The organism is Micromonospora sp. MP36 (assembly GCF_008119785.1).
Taxonomy (GTDB): Bacteria; Actinomycetota; Actinomycetes; order Mycobacteriales; family Micromonosporaceae; genus Micromonospora.
This window is the reverse complement of the sequence record NZ_VSFA01000037.1, coordinates 14,458-32,174: the sequence shown is the minus strand read 5'-3', so window position 1 is coordinate 32,174 and position 17,717 is coordinate 14,458. Positions and strand designations below refer to the sequence as shown.

At 69.1% G+C, this 17,717-nt stretch carries 12 protein-coding genes; 11 read left to right on the top strand and 1 reads right to left on the bottom strand.

Annotated features, from left to right (window positions below; genetic code table 11):
* The first annotated feature begins 34 nt into the window (after nt 1–34).
* Nucleotides 35–748, top strand: a complete 714-nt coding sequence (locus FXF52_RS22725) for a 2-hydroxychromene-2-carboxylate isomerase (protein ID WP_148799792.1) — start codon at nt 35–37, stop codon at nt 746–748.
* Nucleotides 749–768: 20 nt separating this feature from the next.
* Nucleotides 769–2,481: a fatty acyl-AMP ligase gene (locus FXF52_RS22720; RefSeq protein ID WP_187413640.1), complete on the top strand. Its 1,713-nt coding sequence runs from the start codon at nt 769–771 to the stop codon at nt 2,479–2,481.
* Nucleotides 2,482–2,764: 283 nt separating this feature from the next.
* On the opposite strand, the gene FXF52_RS44125 is transcribed toward FXF52_RS22720, so the two are convergent.
* Entirely contained in the window at nt 2,765–3,238 is a 474-nt protein-coding gene (locus tag FXF52_RS44125) for an IS110 family transposase (RefSeq protein WP_222870609.1), read from the bottom strand.
* Between the two features lie 657 nt (nt 3,239–3,895).
* Here FXF52_RS44125 and FXF52_RS22710 point away from each other — a divergent pair.
* The 9 genes from FXF52_RS22710 to FXF52_RS22665 all read left to right on the top strand — a co-directional run bounded on the left by FXF52_RS22710 (nt 3,896) and on the right by FXF52_RS22665 (nt 17,452).
* A complete protein-coding gene (locus FXF52_RS22710; protein ID WP_187413639.1) occupies nt 3,896–6,703 on the top strand; it encodes an AAA family ATPase in 2,808 nt (935 codons plus the stop codon).
* Nucleotides 6,704–8,029: 1,326 nt separating this feature from the next.
* Entirely contained in the window at nt 8,030–8,371 is a 342-nt protein-coding gene (locus tag FXF52_RS44120) for a WhiB family transcriptional regulator (protein WP_370518017.1), read from the top strand.
* On the top strand, nt 8,356–8,970 hold the full coding sequence (locus FXF52_RS22700; protein WP_319993796.1) for a GNAT family N-acetyltransferase: 615 nt from the start codon (nt 8,356–8,358) through the stop codon (nt 8,968–8,970). Before FXF52_RS44120 ends, FXF52_RS22700 begins: the two co-directional genes overlap by 16 nt.
* Nucleotides 8,971–8,974: 4 nt before the next feature.
* Nucleotides 8,975–9,295, top strand: a complete 321-nt coding sequence (locus tag FXF52_RS41780) for a hypothetical protein (protein WP_187413638.1) — start codon at nt 8,975–8,977, stop codon at nt 9,293–9,295.
* Between the two features lie 97 nt (nt 9,296–9,392).
* Nucleotides 9,393–10,877 (top strand): cell wall anchor protein, encoded by a 1,485-nt coding sequence (locus tag FXF52_RS22690; RefSeq protein WP_148799784.1) that lies wholly within the window; start codon nt 9,393–9,395, stop codon nt 10,875–10,877.
* A 42-nt stretch (nt 10,878–10,919) separates the two neighbouring features.
* Nucleotides 10,920–11,837: a transposase family protein gene (locus FXF52_RS22685; RefSeq protein ID WP_187413637.1), complete on the top strand. Its 918-nt coding sequence runs from the start codon at nt 10,920–10,922 to the stop codon at nt 11,835–11,837.
* Between the two features lie 1,764 nt (nt 11,838–13,601).
* Complete coding sequence (locus FXF52_RS22675; RefSeq protein ID WP_187413636.1) at nt 13,602–15,053, top strand: APC family permease; 1,452 nt, start codon at nt 13,602–13,604, stop codon at nt 15,051–15,053.
* A 453-nt stretch (nt 15,054–15,506) separates the two neighbouring features.
* Nucleotides 15,507–16,220: a hypothetical protein gene (locus FXF52_RS22670; protein WP_148799782.1), complete on the top strand. Its 714-nt coding sequence runs from the start codon at nt 15,507–15,509 to the stop codon at nt 16,218–16,220.
* Nucleotides 16,217–17,452 (top strand): histidine decarboxylase, encoded by a 1,236-nt coding sequence (locus FXF52_RS22665; RefSeq protein ID WP_148799780.1) that lies wholly within the window; start codon nt 16,217–16,219, stop codon nt 17,450–17,452. Before FXF52_RS22670 ends, FXF52_RS22665 begins: the two co-directional genes overlap by 4 nt.
* Nucleotides 17,453–17,717: the final 265 nt, after the last annotated feature.

Genomic DNA, 17,717 nt, shown 5'->3' with positions numbered 1-17,717 from the left:
CCGCGTACAGTCCCGACAAGACCGGAGACCGGACATGGCGACCCGACCCGCGCTGCGATTCTACTTCTCGTTGCGCAGCCCCTACTCCTGGCTGGCTTACCACGACCTGCGGACCCGGTACCGCGCGTTGGGTGATCGCCTGGAGTGGATCCCGTTCTGGGAGCCGGACGAGCTGAGCCTCCGGCTTCTCGCCGAAGCCGGCGGCCAGTTCGTGTACACCCCGATGTCCCGCGCCAAGCACCTCTACGTCCTGCAGGACGCGCGGCGCCTGGCCCGAGAGCGGGGCCTGCTGTTCACCTGGCCGGTGGACCGGTCGCCGTGGTGGGAGGTGCCGCACCTGGCATACCTGGTGGCCCGGCGGCAGGACCGCGGCGCCGAGTTCATCGCGGCCGCGCTGCGGGCCCGGTGGCAGGACGGCCGCGACATCTGCGACCAGGAGACCATCAGCGACATCGCGGTCTCCCTCGGGCTGGACCCGGCCGCCGTCCGCGGCGCGGTCGACGACCCGAGCGTGCGGGCGGAGGGCGTGGCGGCGCTGCTGTCCATCTACCGCGACGGCGTGTTCGGTGTGCCGTTCTTCGTCCGCGGCTACGACAAGTACTGGGGCGTCGACCGGCTGCCCGCGTTCGCGGACGCGGTGCGCGCCGCCGACGAGCCGATCGAGGAGCCGCCGCTCGTCGAGGCGCTCACCGTGCCTGAGTCCGAGCTGGTCGCCACCGACGGCGGTCACGCCGGCGGATGCGGATGAGCGGGGGAGGACCGGCGCTGATGTCCGAGGTGCCCGCCCTCGTCGCGCGCATCCGTGAGCACGCCGCGCGTCGGCCGCACTACGCGGCGGTCCGCTTCCACAGCACCGTCTCCGGCGGCCAGCCACAGGGTTCCACCCTTACGTACGACGAGTTGGACCGCACGGTCCGGGCGGTGGCCGTGGGGCTGCGCGGGTGGCCGCGCGGCACCCGGGTCCTGCTCGCCCACGCGCCCGGGCTGTCGTTCGTCACCAGCTTCCTCGGCTGCCTCTACGCCGGGCTCGTGCCGGTGCCGGTGCCACCGCCGACCGGCCACCGCCACCAGGTACAGCGCAGCGCTGGGGTGGCCCGGGACAGCGGCGCCGCGGTGGCGCTCGCCGACCCGGAGGGCCGGGACGCAGTCGCCGAGTGGCTCAAACAGTCGGACCTCGGCCACATCGTCTGCGGAACGGCCGAGGAGTTCGCCGCGTCCGCCTCCGACTGGGTGCCGCCACCGCCGGCCGAGATCGCGTTCCTCCAGTACACGTCCGGCTCCACCAGCGAGCCGAAGGGCGTGATGGTCGGACACGACAACCTCGCCGACAACATCGAGCTCATGCGCCGCAGCCACGGCTGGGGCCCGGAGGATGTCTTCTGCAGCTGGCTTCCCGTGTACCACGACATGGGGCTCATCGCCATGCTGCTCACACCGATTTACCTCGGCGCGACAGCGGTGCTCTTCCCGGCGATGGACTTCCTGAAGCGGCCGTTTCTGTGGCTGGAGTTGCTCGACCGGCACCGCGCGACGGTCAGCTGCGCGCCCAACTTCGCGTACGACCTGGCCACCCGGCACGTCACCGACGAGCAGCTGGCCCGGCTCGACCTGGCCGCGTGGCGCTACGCGTGCAACGGCGCCGAGCCAATCGACGCCAACACGCTGGCCCGCTTCGCCGAGCGTTTCGCCCCAGCCGGCCTCCGCCCGGAGGCGCTGCTGCCCGGGTACGGCCTGGCCGAGGCGACGCTCTACGTCTCCGGCACCCGGCACCAGATCCCACCCGTCGTGCTCGGCGTCGACCCGGAGGAACTGGCCCGCGACCGGCTCGCCCCGGTGAGCGGCGACGCGCCGTCGGTGAAGCTGGTGAGCAGCGGCGTGGTCCGCGACCTGGACGTGCGGATCGTGCACCCGCAGACCCGCCACCCGCTGCCCGATCGGCAGATCGGCGAGGTGTGGATCCGCGGCGGCAGCGTGGCCCGCGGCTACTGGAACCGCCCGGCCGAGACCAAGGAGACATTCGGCGCGCACACGGCCGACGGCGACGGGCCGTTCCTGCGCACCGGCGACCTGGGCTGTTTCGACGGCGGCGAGCTCTACATCACCGGGCGGCGCAAGGAGATGCTCATCATCAACGGCCGCAACCTCTACCCGCACGACATCGAGCGCGAGGCCGGTGACGTCGACCCGATCTTCGCCGCGCTGCCCACCTGCGTCTTCTCGGTGCCGGGCCGCCAGGGCGAGGCCATCGTGCTGGTCCAGGAGATTCGCTCGCGCGGGCTCTCCGAGACCGACCTGCGCGCGTACGCACGCACGGCGAAGTCGGTGCTCAGCGTCCGGCTGGGGGTGCGGGTGCCGAACGTGGTCTTCGTCCGCCCGGGTCACGTGCTGCGCACCAGCAGCGGCAAGATCCAGCGCCGCCGCATGCGGGAGGACTTCCTGACCGGCTCGCTGCAGCCCCTGTACGTAGACCTCGAGACCTGACGGCGGAGGCGCTGGAGGCCGAGACGCGCACCAAGACTGGCTGCGAGGCGAACTGCGCGTCGAGGCATCAACTCCCGCGACCGCTGATGCGGCCCGCAGCTCTACCGGGGCGGGCAGCAGGCGACGAACATGGCGCGCTGGGAGCGATGGCCGATGTGGGAAAGAAGACGGAGCGACCTGAGACGAGGCCACCCCCGGTACCTGCTGCGTGGCGGGCACCGGGTGGTGGCGGCGTCAACGGGTGATCACGACGGCGCGGTCTCGACGGTCCTTCCGCCGAGGTTCAGAGCGGCCGGCGGGCGCGTTCGTCGTTCGGTGATGTCGAATCCACGCGTGCCGGCCGAGGACGGGTTTGTGCGGCGACCCATCGATACCTGTCCCACGTCCATGAAGCTCGGCGCGCGGCAGGCCGCAGCTTCCTCACCTGCGCGGTCGATGGTTGTTGCGCTCTGGTGTTCGCACCATCGGCGTCTCCTCTCGCTCGGTCTGCCGACCGCTCCGGCGGCACCAGCACGACCCGGGCGCCGCGACGGCGGAACCACGCGGCTAACGGCACCCACGCGTTACGGGTCGGCTCCATCACCACCAGCACGTCGGCCGGGTCGGTGCCGGCCGGCAGCATCGCCCACAACCGGGCTAGATCCGATGGTGTGGTGCGGAACCGGCGACCAGCCCAGACGAATCGCCCCTGTTCATCGGCCAGGCTCGCCTGATGCGCGGCTCGGCACGCGATATCGATCCTCAAGCGAACTGGCACCACGACACCTCTCTCGATCGACCGGCTGATTCGGCATCCGAGCTGCCAGCTGCCGACCGAGGACGACCTGCACCAGACATTCACTAACAGAGATCCACCCGCCGGGAGTGGTCATCAGGTTCCTAACAGGCCGGCCATCCTCCGGCAGTGGCCCCGCTCGTCAACGTGGTCAACAGGCAAGGAGTCGCGTCGCGCTCCGATCGGTCTAGCAACGACGACGAGCGGGTGCCGGACCCCAAGATCCTCACACCGCCGGCCGGACGATCCAGGGACCCTGAGAGCGCCACCAAGCTTGAATGTCGGTCAGCACACGCTCAACGGTGACGTCTCGGTCGGTGAACCGGGCGACCGCGCGGCGCAAGAGCTTGATCAGCCCGTTCTGGCACGTGAAGTGCCCGCCTGATCAACATCCCAGCCCGGCTCGCCCGCTCCCAAGCTGTGGGTACGCTGGTCGACCATGGCCGCCGCGTGGAACCGCTGCCTGCACAGACCGCCCGGCCCGATAGCGCCTGGGGTGGGCAGTGGCGGGGTCGACCAGGACCAGTGAGCGAGAGGTTCGGGTTTTGAACGGTGGCATGTTCGTGTCCGGCCGGATACCGCCTACAACTGCGCCGGTGGCGGATGGCTGCCCATAGCCGCTTTGCGTACGATGCCGTGATGAGTGGCGATGAGGTCATCGGGCGCGGGGCGGAGCTCGATGTTCTGCGCGGTATCGTCCTCGACGCTGCCGAGGGCCGCGGCGGAGGGGTGTGGATCGAAGGCGAGCCCGGGATCGGCAAATCCGCAGTGCTCAACGCCGGACTCGCGCATGCGCGTTTCCTCGGCATGCGCGTCTTCCATGGGACGGCCGACAGCCTGACCCAAATGTTTGCGCTGCAGGTGATAGCAGAGTGTCTTGACCTCGGTGGGCACACGGTGGACGAGTATCGGTCGGAGATCGCGGAGCTGTTGGCAGGGCGCGGCTCCGGGACAGACGCGGTGCTGGCAGCGAGCGAGCGAGTACTCGCGTTGATCGACCGTGAGGCCGCTCACGCACCGGTGGTGCTTGCCATCGACGATCTGCAATGGGCCGATGCCGCCAGCCTCGGGGTGTGGCACAGATTGACGAGCATCGCGAGTCAAGCGCCCCTCGTGCTTATCAGCGCGTGCCGCCCCGTTCCCCGGCGCGAGGAGGTAGACCGCCTACGTGAGATCGTGATCGATCGGCTGGCCGCGCCGTTGATCCGACTTGGCGAGCTGGCGCCACCTGACGTGACCACGATGGTCAACTCGCTGCTGTCCGCGTCGCCGGGCCCGGAATTGACCGAGGCGCTGGCCAAGGCTGGGGGGAACCCCTTGTATGTGCGGGAGATGCTTAATGCCCTCGTTCGGGACGGGCAGGTGCATGTGTCCCGCGATGTCGCTGAGCTCGACTCGCCGAAGGGCGAGCCGCCGGCGTCGGTGGCGGCCGCCATCAGCCGGAGACTAGACTTCCTTCCCCGGCCGACGCGAGCAATCTTGCGCAGCGGTGCCCTACTCGGAACCCATTTCTCGATGAACGACCTCGCGTTGGTGTCGAGCCGCCCCGTCCCCACCCTCGTCGACGCGGTGAGCGAAGCCGTGGAGGCTGGCGTGCTCTCCGACTCCGACGCCGGGCTGTCGTTTCGTCATCCGCTCATAGCCGAGGTGCTGAAGAACGAAACGCCGGCGGCGGTTCGCGACGGCATGCACGGCCATGCGGCCAAAGCCCTCGCGGAAGCGGGCGCCCCATGGGATCGGGTCGCGAGACACCTCCTGGCCACGTCGGAAAGGCCCGAGGGATGGATGCTGGATTGGCTGGCCGACCTGCCCGCGGCCGCATTGTACGCGGCACCCCTCATCGCCGCGGAGCTCCTCCAGCGAGCGCTGACGGCTGTTGACCCGGGTGACCCACGGCGTGATGCCTACCTCGCCCGGCTTACCACCGTGCTCCGGTTGCAGCATCGTCTAGACGACCTCGTGGCTCTGGGCACGGAGACCCTTCGAACCGTGTCGGACCCGGCCCTTGTCGGTGAAGTGGCGTGGAACCTGGCCCGAGGATTCGGTATGTCCGGTCAATCCGAGCGGGACTGGTCCCTCATCTCGGAGGTGCTAGATCGACCTGAACTGGTGCCGCCGTGGCGCAGCCGACTACGCGCCCTGCTCGCCTCCGATCTTCTCTTCAGCGACAACCGGGAGGACGGAAGGGTCCATGCCCAGCTGGCGATCAGCGAGGGACAGGCCTGCGACGACCCAGTCTCGGTCGGGTGGGCGTTGGTGGCCCTGATGGTTGACGCGGCCGGCTACAGCGAGGCGCTGGAGCTCGCCGAGCGCGGTCTTTCCGTGGTTGTCGGGGGCGACATGGAGTCAATGGATGTTCGGCTTCTCCTCATGGTCAACCGGGTGGCGCTGCTCGCCAACCTTCACCAGTACGAGGAGTTCGCCACGGCGCTGTCGGCCACGTCGGCGCTCGCCGAGAGCGCTGGTGCGACCACACGTGTCCTTCAAACGCAGCTTGTCGCGGCCGAGCAGTTCCTGTGCACGGGTGATTGGGACCAGTCGCTCTTGTACGTGGACGCAATGGGCGACGTCGGGCACATTCAGCATCTGTTGCGGGTGCGTGGGGCGGCGGCATTGATCCATGCGCGGCGGGGGCAGCGAGAGGAGGCCGAGGCCCACCTGGCCGCGGTGGCGCACGTCCAGTACACGAGCGGAGTGCTGCGCCTGAACGCCCAGCCGTTGATCGAGGCGCAGGCACTGTTGGTTGAGGCCGACGGTGATCTCCCCGCGGCGGTGGCGCTGATGGTCCCGTGGCTGGAGGAGCAGTACTCCCAGCGCACCCAATACAGTCGTTGGGAGACAATGATGGAGTTCGTGCGGCTGGCCTTGGCCGCCGACCGCACCGATCTCGCCGCAGCGGCTGCCCGGGCCGCCGACCTGGATGCCAAGAACAGCGATGCGCCACAGGTTGCGGCGGCAGCAAACGTCTGCCAGGCACTTGTGTCGGATGATCCGCAGCCACTGCTGGCGGCGGCGGAGTATTTCGACAGCATCCATGCGCTGCCACGGGTGGCGTTCGCGCTGCAGGAGGCCGCTGTCCGGTTGGGGCATCGAGGCGACCTGTCGCAAGCCAGGGACGCGTTCGCTCGGGCCGTGACGATCTATCAGGAGTTGGGCGCTTGGCCGGACCTACGTCGGCTGGAGTCAAGGCTGCGCCAGTTTGGAGTACGCCGGGGACCGCGATCGACTCACCGCAAGGTCACCACGGGTTGGGAGGCGCTGACGCCGGCCGAGCGCGAGGTGGCCCGCCAGCTGGTGCAGGGATTGTCCAATCCGGAGATCGCCCAGCGACTGGTGCTGTCGCGGCGCACCGTTGAGACGCACGTAGCCCACATTTTGAGAAAGCTCAACGTCCGCAACCGAGTGGAGATCGCACGCGAGGCCCACAACCAGCTCGCTCAGATCTAGCCAATCTTGACCGTTCCAAACGCCGACAAGTGTGGCGGTCAACCAGCCGAGTTGGGATACGGCGGCCCCGACGACGCCGGCTATCAGGGCGGACCTGGGCGGGCTGCTGCCGCCGCCGAGCCGATCGCCGATCCGGCCCAGCAAGAGTTTGTTGATACAAACCCCCAGCACGGCGAGCAGCTTGACTCAGACCAAGTCCGGATGAGGTGTCCGGCCCCAGCGCTGCGCCGGTGACCAGCAGGCCCACCAGGGCCGACCAGATGAGTGGGTGAGCACCACGTGCGGTGGTAATGACGGCACCGATCGATTCGCGGCCCAGCAGCCACCGGAGACTGAACCAGTTCACGGTCAGCACCGCTCCGAATCCCACCACGAGGCAGGCGAGGTGGCAAGAGAACACGACGGTCCGCCAGATCGGGGAAAGGACGAACCGCGGCGCGACGAGGACCGCGAGCAGCCAGCCGACGATCACCGCCAGAACTGAAGCGGCCATCGTCGCGCTTCCGGCGGGCCGGCGGCGACTCCCGCGCCATCCCAGGGCTGGGCCTTCAAGAGGTCCATATAGATGACTGCCAGTGCCGCAGCGCCGACGCCAGCACCAGCGGTCAACAGGGTTCGACGGCTGAGGGCGGATGCAAGCCGGCCGTTGACCATAAAAACCTCCTGTGTGGACGGCGGGTCGGTGAGGGCGCCGGGTGGTGGGCGCGGGCGCAGTACAACACAGTGGCGGATGATGCGGGGACAGCGCGAAAACGCTACTGACAGTGGTGTCAGGAGTTGGCTGAGTCTAACCGGTCTGAGCGCCGGTCTTCGACCGTGATGCGGGCGACGTCAAGGTGCTTACGTATACGAATTATTACTGCCCTTCAACGCGCACGAGGGAGGCAAGTCGTTCCAGGATCGGGTTCGGCTGCGGTTCCTGGCCGAGACGCTGGCACCGGCCTCCGGACTGGACTGAGCGCAAGGCGGCGATCGCTGATTCGTATCGGTCCGGGTGCGGCCCGACCCGCCATCGGTGTCCGGCCATGTCCAATCCGTCGAGGTTCAGACCGGCCGGCGGGTGCGATCGCCGTTCCGTGATGTCGATCCACATGTGCCGGCCGAGGACGGGTCTGTGCGGCGACCCGTCGGAGACCGGTCTCACCTCGGTGAACCCTGGCGCGTGGCAGGCCGCAGCTTCCTCACCTGCGCGGTCGATGGTTGTCGCGCTCTGCTGCGGGCACCATCGGCGTCTCCTCTCGCTCGCGTGCATCGCGCTACGAACGCCGACGCGCCCGGAATCGAACTGAACTGATCCACGGGCTGGTCCTGCCCGTATTGGAGAGTATGACGGCACTTCAAATCACGAAGCCCCACCGGTCGTGGTGGGAGCAAGCCGAATGCAGGGGGCTGGACCCGTCGTGGTGGTCCGAGTCCCGGCTGATGTGGCAGCAAGCCGTGCACCGCTGCATCGTCTGCCCCGTGCGCGATCAATGCCTCGAGGACGCCATTCACTGTGGTGACGTCGGCGTGGTCCGGGGCGCGTCCTGGTTCACCTACAGCAGGAGTGGCCGGCAGTTTCTGTCGCTGATCTGTGAGGCGTGCGGCAGCCGCCCGGTGGCCTTCACCCAGTCGACGGTCAGCCGCCACTGCCCGACCTGTCGGAGGTACCGGTGCCGGATGCGATGAGGGCCTGCCTGGTCGTGTGGACGCCCGAGCAGCTCGCCACCCGGGCGGACGAGGCGATCGATGTCCTTGCTGAGGCGATGGGCTGTTCCCCGGCGATGCGGGAAGGCAGCCGTCGGCAGCTGATCGAGGACCTGACGATGCCTGGGTTCCGGGCGGTGGCCACTCTGGGGCCGCTGGCCGACATCGTCGGGTTCGGCTACGGCTACCTGTGTCGGCCCGGCCAGTGGTGGCGGGACTGGGTGGCCGGTGCGATGCCAGTCGTCGCCGATCGCAGGCAGTGGCTCGACGACGCCTGCACCGTATCGGAGCTACAGGTCCGCCCGGCCTGCCAGGGCAGAGGGCTGGGTGAGGCAATGCTGCGCGGCATGCTGTCATCGGCCGGGACGCGGACGGCGGTGCTGTCGACGGCGGAGACAACCGAGGAGCGGTCGCGGGCGTGGCGGCTGTATCGGCGGATGGGCTTCCGTGACCTGCGCCGCGGGCTGCGCTATCCCGGCGACCCGCGTGCGTTCGCCATTTTCGGCCGCGATCTGCCGCGGCGGGACGGTTCGGTGGGGCGCACCGGGGATCGCGGTGCCTGGCCGGCATTGAGGAGGTGACGCAATGCTGAGGCACCAGACCGTGATGCTCGCCGAAGCTCTGTTCGCGTCGGCGCTACAGCCGTCGCAGCATCCCGATCGCCAGCAGGTGCGCCGGGCAATCGCTGGCGAACTCGTGCGCCGCCGGGTCTCCGGCCGCGTGGCCGAGGTCGCGTACCAGTTCGGTGAGCATCCGGAGGAAGCCGCAGAGCGCATGCGGTGGGCGCTGCGGACGGTTGCCGACTGCGGTGACTGGGGCTACGCGCGGCTGGCGGTGCTCCGCGGCCGTGGACCGCGCGGTCGATCATCGACAGAAACCTTTCATATCAACTTCGCCACAGGGTGATCCATGCACGTCCTGCAGCACGTGCACACAGGGACGCCAAGGGTGCGGCGCCGCCGCCGAGGCGCCGGACCCCGAAACCATCCCTTCCATCTGTGGAGTGACTGACGTGAACAGACCCCTCCGAAAGCTGCTTTCCTTGGCGGGCAGCATGCTGCTCGGCATGCTCGCGGTGCTGGTGGCGGCGAGCCCCGCCGCAGCGCATCACACCGAGGTCAGTGGGACGGCAGTGTGCCAGCCGGACGGCACCTATGAGATCACCTGGCAGGTGAACAACGGCAGCTGGGAGAACAGATACGCCCAGATCACCAAGCTCGTCGCGCGGCCGCAGGCGCCAATCGATGGGATCAAGGTGGGCAGCGCGATCAGCGCCGATACTGACGGCGACGGTCCGAAAGGCGTGGTGACCGGCGTGCAGCGGGTGCCGGGCACGACGACGAGTGCCACCCTGACGGTGTCAGCGACCTGGTTTGAGCGCAACGGCGACCGGACCGGCATCTCCAGCACCGACTCTGGCCGCGCCGCTGGCCTCAAGGGGACGTGCAAGGAGACGCCGCAATGCGTCGGCATGGCACAGGCGACGTACAAGCATACGTTCGACGGTGCAAAGGGCCGCGCGACGGTCGAGCTCGCCGGTGACCTGCCACTGTGCAAGGACCAGGAGCAGGAGTTTCTCCTTGTTTCCTACTTCGCGCCGAGCGCCAAGGCGAGTTGGCCGCAGTACGCGCACGACCACGACGTCGCGGCGATCGACGCCAGGCACCGTAAGGTTGAGCTGAAGGTCGACGTGCCGAAGTGCTACACCCAAGTCGACCTCGTCTGGGGTGGCAAGAGCGAGCTGATCACGCCGATGGTGGCAAAGGGCAAGCGCTACGGCGACAAGAAGCTGGGCAGCAAGGGCAAGCCCGGCAACCGCTCCGCCGGCCCGCTCGGCGCCTACAACGGCGGTGCCGTGTCCTGCGCACAGCCGAAAGCCACCTTTGCGCCGGCCTGCGACGGGTCGTTCGACGTCCATCTCAGCGGTGGCCACTATCCGGTGACGTTCCGGGTCACCGCGACCGGTGTGGACCGTGCCATCAAGGTGCCCGCGGGAAAGTCGGTGGAATTGCCGATGCCGGCAAGCGTCGGCCAGATCGTCGTGGCCGAGCGGGGCAAGGAAGTCGCTCGTTATCTCTGGTCGCGGCCCTCGACCTGCGGGCTGCCCACGATGTCCACCGAGTCGACCTGCACCGCACTGAAGGTGACCGTCACCCATCCCGGTCAGGGAATGCCGCCGATGGAGGTGGTCGCGACCTATGGAACGCAGGAGAAAAAGGTCACGGCCTCCGATGGGGAAGAGGAGACGATCGTCTTCGCCTCCGGACGAGGGCGCGTCGTCAATGTGGTGTTTCCCGGCTACGACTACAAGCTGATCGGTGAGTACGAGGACCCGGGCACCTGCGAAAAGCTGCCGACAACGGGTTCGATGACCGCCCGGATCAGCTCCATCGGAGTCCTGATGATCTCCGTCGGTGCGGCCCTGATCGCCTTCATGCGCCGCAGAAGGGCGTCGACGGACGAACGCCAACGATCTTGTGCGCAATAGGACGGCCGGTGGCGGCTATCCAACGTAGGTGATGATCTCCGGATGTCGATCCGGTGGGCGCGTCGTGTGTTCAGTCATCCCGCGTTCACCGGGATTTCCCGCCGGCATCTGCATCTGCTACGAACCGAGCTGCGTGTGGTGTGGCTGGCCGGGCGAGAGGGCAGGCTGTATACCCGTCGGGGTGGCCACCGGCGGCGGGCGGCTGGAGCCGGGCGGCGTTTGACGCTGCGGTTCACTGATCGGCTTGTCGTCACCCTCGCTCATCTGCGTCTGGGGGTGCCGCACGAGGCCCTGGCGGTGGCGTTCGGGGTGGACCGCTCGACCGTGACTCGGGCGATCGGGCAGGTGCGGCCCTTGTTGGCCCGTCGCGGGTTCGCCCGCCCGAGCGGGATCCGGCTGCGCACCCTGGCGGATGTGTTCGCCTATGCCGCCGCGGAGGGTGTGACACTGCGGCTGGACGCCACCGAGATCCGGGTCCGCCGGCCCCGCGCAGGCCGGCCTGGCCGCAAGGCGTTTGTGTCGGGCAAGGCGAAGCAGAACACGATCAAGGCCACCGTGGTAGCCGACGAGCACGGGGCGACCCTGTGGTGCGGTGGACACCGGCCAGGCCGGATGCACGACACCACCGCCGCCCGCGTCGAGGGCATCGACGCCCTGCTGAACGCCTACCCGCAGGTGACGGTGCTCGTCGACGCCGGCTATCAAGGCCTGGCCAAGGACCACCCCGACCAGGTCACCGCTCCGCCGCTGAAACTACGCCCCGGCGCACCACCCGCACGTCAGCACGCGTGGGAAGCAGAGCGTAAACACCATTCCTCACAACGCATCCCGGTCGAACACGCCATCGCGGAGCTGAAGTGGTGGCGGCAGCTTCAACGCTTCACCGGCCGCCGTGAGCTACTACCCGAGACCATCGACGCGGTCGCCGGCCTGGTATCCGACCGCATGATCACCTGGTAACCGATCCACATCACAGCACCTACCTGGCGCGCTGGGCCCGGAAGAAATACAAACGGCTGCGCTCCCTCAAACGGTTCAAAGCCTGGTGGACCGGGATCCTCGATCGAGACCCCGGCCTGTTCCGGCACTGGGCCTGGGAGAGCCATTGCCTCTGGAAAGGATGAGAAGAGCCGTGTAACGGGCGACTGTTACGCACGGTTCCGTGGGAGCCCAGGGCTGCGATGCCCTGGGCGACCCGACCCTGTGGCGTGTCCGTGGGTACCCCGGCTGATCATGTCGACAGCCCCTGGTCGATCATCTTCTTGTCGAGGGAAGAGGATCAATACCAGGGGCTGTCTTGGTGATCAGTGTGCATGATGCCGTTTCTGCTGCCGCCTTCGGGGAGCTGGCGGCGTTCCGGCGGGAGTTCCACGCCTGCCTGACCGCGCGGACGGACGCGATGTTCCACGACTGTGGCAAGGCCGAACTGCGCCCAGCGCCTGCTCACCGATATGAGCGACACCCGACGTCGCCTGTTCGACCTGTTCGAACTTCAGCGCTGCGCCCCCGCTGACCAGCACCGCCACCCGGCTTGGGTAATGCGCCCGGGCCCTCACGGGCCTGGGCCAGGGCGTGGTGCAGGTCGCGGGGGTGAGGTGGCCGCCGCGTTTCGCCGGTGACCAGCACATCACGGACAAGCGCCTCCCCACGTCGGCGAGCAGCGTCAAATGGTGGCCGCCATCGGCCGTGAGCACGCGAACGTCGGGGTTTGATCCACCCTACCCACGGATGTAGTCCCCACCTCGCGCGCATCGAGACAGCGGCCGTCACCACCAGCGATCGCCAGTCCGCCGTCGTCGGCCGCCTCGAAGGCCACGTCGAACAGGCCGTCGACGGGCGGCGGGTTCGCGAGATGCGCAGGCCGATCAGGGGTACGCCTCGGACAAGTGCCCTGTCAAGCCGTCCCTGCCCCGGTCTTGCGCCGTCACTCGGTATTGCGAGCGGCGATCCGTCTTGGGTCAAAGATGTGAACTCCCATGCGGTGCGGGCCGTATGGCAGAGACCAGAGGCAAAACATCAACGGGGATGGGAGAGATGTGGCACTGCGACGATACCCGCCGGCTGGGCGATCACGCGGGGGACACGCGGGGAACGCGGCGGAACCTGCCAATGATCGGGAACGAGCCAACATTGACGACCGGCAGCGTTGCCACTGGTGACCGGCGGGTGGGCGCCCCCGTGAGCCACACCATCCCACCCTCAGCTGGCCCAGCCGAAGTCACCTCCACCGAAGCCGTGGAGTTCCGATAAAGACGATCTCCAGCAATGTGACCTTGAACCCCCTGTGATCAGTCGGTAACCCACCCCCTTTTGCGCTTCACTGCCCCTTCCGGAGGAACCCATCATGCTGAGCCATGCCGGCCCGGCCGCCGCAAATGTCCACCTCGGACGGCCCCGTGTGTCTTTTTGGGGGAGGAATGCCCGCCCTGGAGGAGCGTCAGCTGTTGACCCGCCCGCCGCAGCCGAGCTGAAGTGGGGGTACGCGGTCCGTCGGGAATGGCCCGATGGCACCCATGACCTGGTGGGCTTCTCCGCTCGAAAGGGCAGGGTGCGGCGGCGCATCCGCGTCGACGAGCGTTTCTGGCGGCAGGGACCGGTACGCCCGTCGCGGTGGCTGGTGGTGCCGCTCAACGAGGCTGATGTGCGCCGGCACGACCGGTCGGGTTGCCAGCACGTGTCGTGCCCGAACGAGGCGACTCGTGGCGGGGGAGGCGCGCGGTGAGCATGCATGTGCAGGTGGCGCTGGCGCGGAGGACGCTGAGCGCGTGGGGGATGGGCGTGTTCGGCGCTGCGGCATCGGCACCGATGGTGGTGCTGGTCGGCGGTATCGTGGCCACTTACGCCAGCACGCAAGTGTCCAGCGTGCCGCTGGTGTTCCTGCTCGTCGGTGGCGTGGTCGCGCTACTGCTCGTCGGGTACACCGCCATGTCACGGCGGGTTCCTCATGCTGCCGCTTACTACGCCATCCTCACCCGGGGGATAAGCCGGCGGTGGGGTGTGGCCGGCGGCGCGGTCGCGCTGGTGGCGTACAACGCCATCCAGATCAGCCTGTACGGGCTACTCGGCGCCACTTTGGCCGGCTCGGCCGGTGGGAGCTGGTGGGCGTGGGCGGGCGTCGCTCTGATCCTGGTGGCGGTGCTCGGTGTGCGGGCCGTCGCATTGTCCACGGTGGTGCTGGCAACCGTCCTGGCAGGCTCGCTGGTGATCATCGTGCTGTTCGTGGCGTCGGCGATGGCCGACCCGGCCGGGGGCACGCTGTCGTGGGACGGGTTCGCGATCTCCGGGCTCGGGGTCCCCGGGATCGGTGGTGCGGTTGCGCTGTGCCTGGCCGCGCTGATGGGTGTGGATGTGCCCGCGAGCTTCGGCGAGGAGAGCCGCGACGACCGGGCGGTGACCCGGGCGGTGTTCGCCGGCGTGCTGTTCCTGACCGTCCTGTATGCCGTGGCGGCGTGGGCTATGGGAGTTGCCGTCGGCCCGGACAAGGTGGCCGCGGTCGCGGGTGACCCGGACGGTGGCCTGCCGTTTGCGGTGATGGAGCAGCGTCTCGGTGGGTTCATGACGCCGCTGGCGCAGATGATGCTGATCTTCGCGATTGTCGCGTCGCTGCTGGCCTTCCACAACGTGGTGGCTCGCTATGCGTTCGCTATGGCACGCGAGGGGGTGCTGCCGGCGGCGCTGGCCCGCTCGGGCAGCGGCACCCGGGTCAGTGCCCCGGTTGGTGGGTCGCTGCTTCAGACCGGGATCGCCGCGGTGGTCGTGGTCGTCTTCGCGGCGCTGCACGCCGACCCGGTGGCCAGCCTGTTCACCTGGCTGTCGACGCTGGGCGCGCTCGGCCTGCTGTGCCTGCTGCTGGCCGCCTCGGTCGCGGCGATCGGCGCGCGGCGGGGGCTGCTGTCCGATGTGGGGGTCGGCACGTCGGTCGTCGCGCCGCTGTGCGGCGTGGTCCTGGGCGCGGTAGTCCTCGGCGCGATGGTGATCAACGTGGGGTCGCTGTTGGGTACCGCGCCGGGGTCGCTGTCTCCCTACCTGCTGCCTCTGATCATCGCGGCTGCCGCGATCGGCGGGAGCGCGTGGGCCGGTGCGCTGCGGCGGTCGCGGCCGCAGGTGTACCAGGACATCAGTGAAGGCCGACCGGATACCCATGCGGTGCCCGACGACGTCGGCGTCACCTTCTAGGGCCGGGGCCAGATGATGACCTACCCGATGACGCCGCCACCTGAGCGGCACCAGCTGGATGTGGACGAGTGTGGGTGGCCGGCGGCCGAGCAGCCGCCGGCCGGCCCGCCGGTCTGGTACGCGGCCGACGCGCCGCCGACGGCCGCGGCCCGCCCGAGCTGGACCGGCGCCCCGAGCGACGACCCCGGCCCCCCGCCTGGCCAGACAGGTCCGGGTTGGCCTGGTCAGGCGGGATACGACGGTGTCCCTGAAGTCGACACGCCCGGCCCGCGTTGGACCGGGCCGCCGGGCTACGAGCGAGGCCCGCAGCAGGTCCCACCGCAGTGGCAGCGGCGTGGGGCCGAGCGGCCGCCGCGTTCGGATGAATCGTCGCATCGTCCGCCACCGGTTGTCCCGCAGGCTCCGCCCGCTGCGGGCGAGCCCCACGAACCCGGCCCGGAGGACCGCTTCTGGGTGGATCTGCGGTTGCAGGTCGCGTCCCGGTTGCGCGGTGTGAACGCCAAGCACTGTCATGAGGCGTTCGACCGGATCGGCAAGCGCAACGCGCTCGGCCCGCACGGCGTGGTGTTGTTCTACACCACCCCGGACCAGCAAATGCCCCACCACTACCGGCTGCTGATCGCTACCCGGCTGTTCCTGGCCGGTCCGGAGTCCGACGACCTGCCCCGGGTGCTGCACGATCTGGCCCGCACCGCCGCCGGTAACGTCGCCCGCGCCAACAAGCAGGGGCGGCGGTGGGATCCCCGCGGACCGGAGGGGTCGATGGTCAACGGCGGGGACCTGGACATGCCCCGCGACGCCGCCTACGTGGGCGCGGGCGTGACCACCCTGGACAGCGATGAGGGGCCGTGGCATACGATCGCCCACTCGGTGCGTAACCAACCCCTGGACACGCCGCGTCCCAGGACGGTGTTCGACCTGTCCGGCCAGGGTCTGGTTCTGCTGATCGACGGCACCGCGCTGCGCATGGTCCGCAACCCGCACCGGCGCCTCGGCGATGACGGCATCACCAGCAACCGCAGTCTCGACGCCGGCCGCCGGTGGCCGTACAACCCTCACGCCGACCTCACCCAGCAGGGCGACCAGACGCTGCGCGCGGCGTGGGTGCAGCTCGGCGTGCTGCACCGCACCCTCACCGGCCACCTGCTCGCCGGGCGGCCGGCATGAGCGCACCTGAGCAACCCACCGTCCTGACGGACGCCGATCTCGATCTGCACGCCGTCAACCCCGACCCGGGTACGGTAGTCCAGGCGCTGCTCGACCAGGCCGCCGCCGGGCAGCCCACCGCCATCGGATTCCCCGGAGCGGTCGACCTCGACTACACCCCGGTCCTGCCGCTGTTCGGACGGCTGTTCAACAACGTCGGCGACCCGAAGTCCGATCCCGGCGGAACCGCGCACACCAAGGCGCTGGAGCGGGCGGTGGTCGACTGGTGCGCGGACCTGATGGCCCTGCCGGCCAATGACCGGTGGGGCTATGTCACCGCTGGCGGCACCGAGGGCAACCTCGCCGCGCTGCACGCCGCGCACCGCTGCTACCCAGACGCGGTCGTCTACTACTCCCAGGCGGCGCACTACTCGATCGGAAAGATCCTCGACATCATCGGCGCCCCACACGAACTGGTCGACGTTGACGAGCGCGGCGAGATGGACTATCAGCACCTCGCCGCGCTCGTCGGGTGGCGCCGGCACCGCCCGGCGGTGGTGGTGGCCACCGCGGGAACGACGATGACCGAGGCCGTTGACGACCCGGCCCGCATCGACGTCGTGCTGCGCGCGGTGGGCGTGGACCGGCGGCACGTGCACGTCGACGCTGCCCTCGCCGGCATACCTCTCGCACTCGACGGGTCACTCACCCTCGGTGAGGGCAGCGGCGTGGACAGCGTCGCCGTGTCGGGTCACAAGTTCTTCGGCGCCCCGATCCCGTGCGGGTTGGTGCTGATGCGTGACAGCATCCGCCGGCCGGGTCAGCATATTGCCTACACCGCCACCGTCGACACCACCGTCAGCGGTTCCCGGTGTGGGCAGGCCGCCGCGCTGCTGTGGTACGCCATAGCCGCGCACGGCCGCGAGGGGCACCGCGCCCGGACCGCCCAGGCTCGGGGCCTGGCCGCGTACGCCGTCGAGCAGCTCGACAGCATTGGCTGGCCCGCCTGGCGGCATTCGCGCGCCTTCACCGTCGTGCTGGCCACGCCCCCGGCGGCGGTGACCCGCAAATGGCTGCTGGCCACCGAAGGGCAGTGGTCGCACACCATCTGCATGCCCGGGGTGACCCGCGGCCAGGTCGACGCTCTTATCACCGACATCCGCACCGCGATACGAGACGGGGCGTGGGTGCCGCGGCAGCGTCGACCACCGCAAACCCTACCCCGGCAGCACGCTAGGGCCCGCGGCTCCTAAACTGGCCCGTGGTGTCGCTGTCTGTGCCGCAGATCCCTGACGGCGTGCAGCCCCAGCAGGAGGGGCGGCTGCTGTGCCGGCTGTGTGGGCCCTGGCAACACAGCGTCGCAGCACAACTGCCCAATCCTCAGGCTGACCAACTTGATTAGGAATCGTCGGTGATCATAGGTTAACCGTGTAGACCGTGGCGTTTGGCCTTTCGGGCTGGTTCGGGGGAGATTCCGGTGATGTGGGCCGGTCGTGATCTCGGGTTCTCCTGGATCGT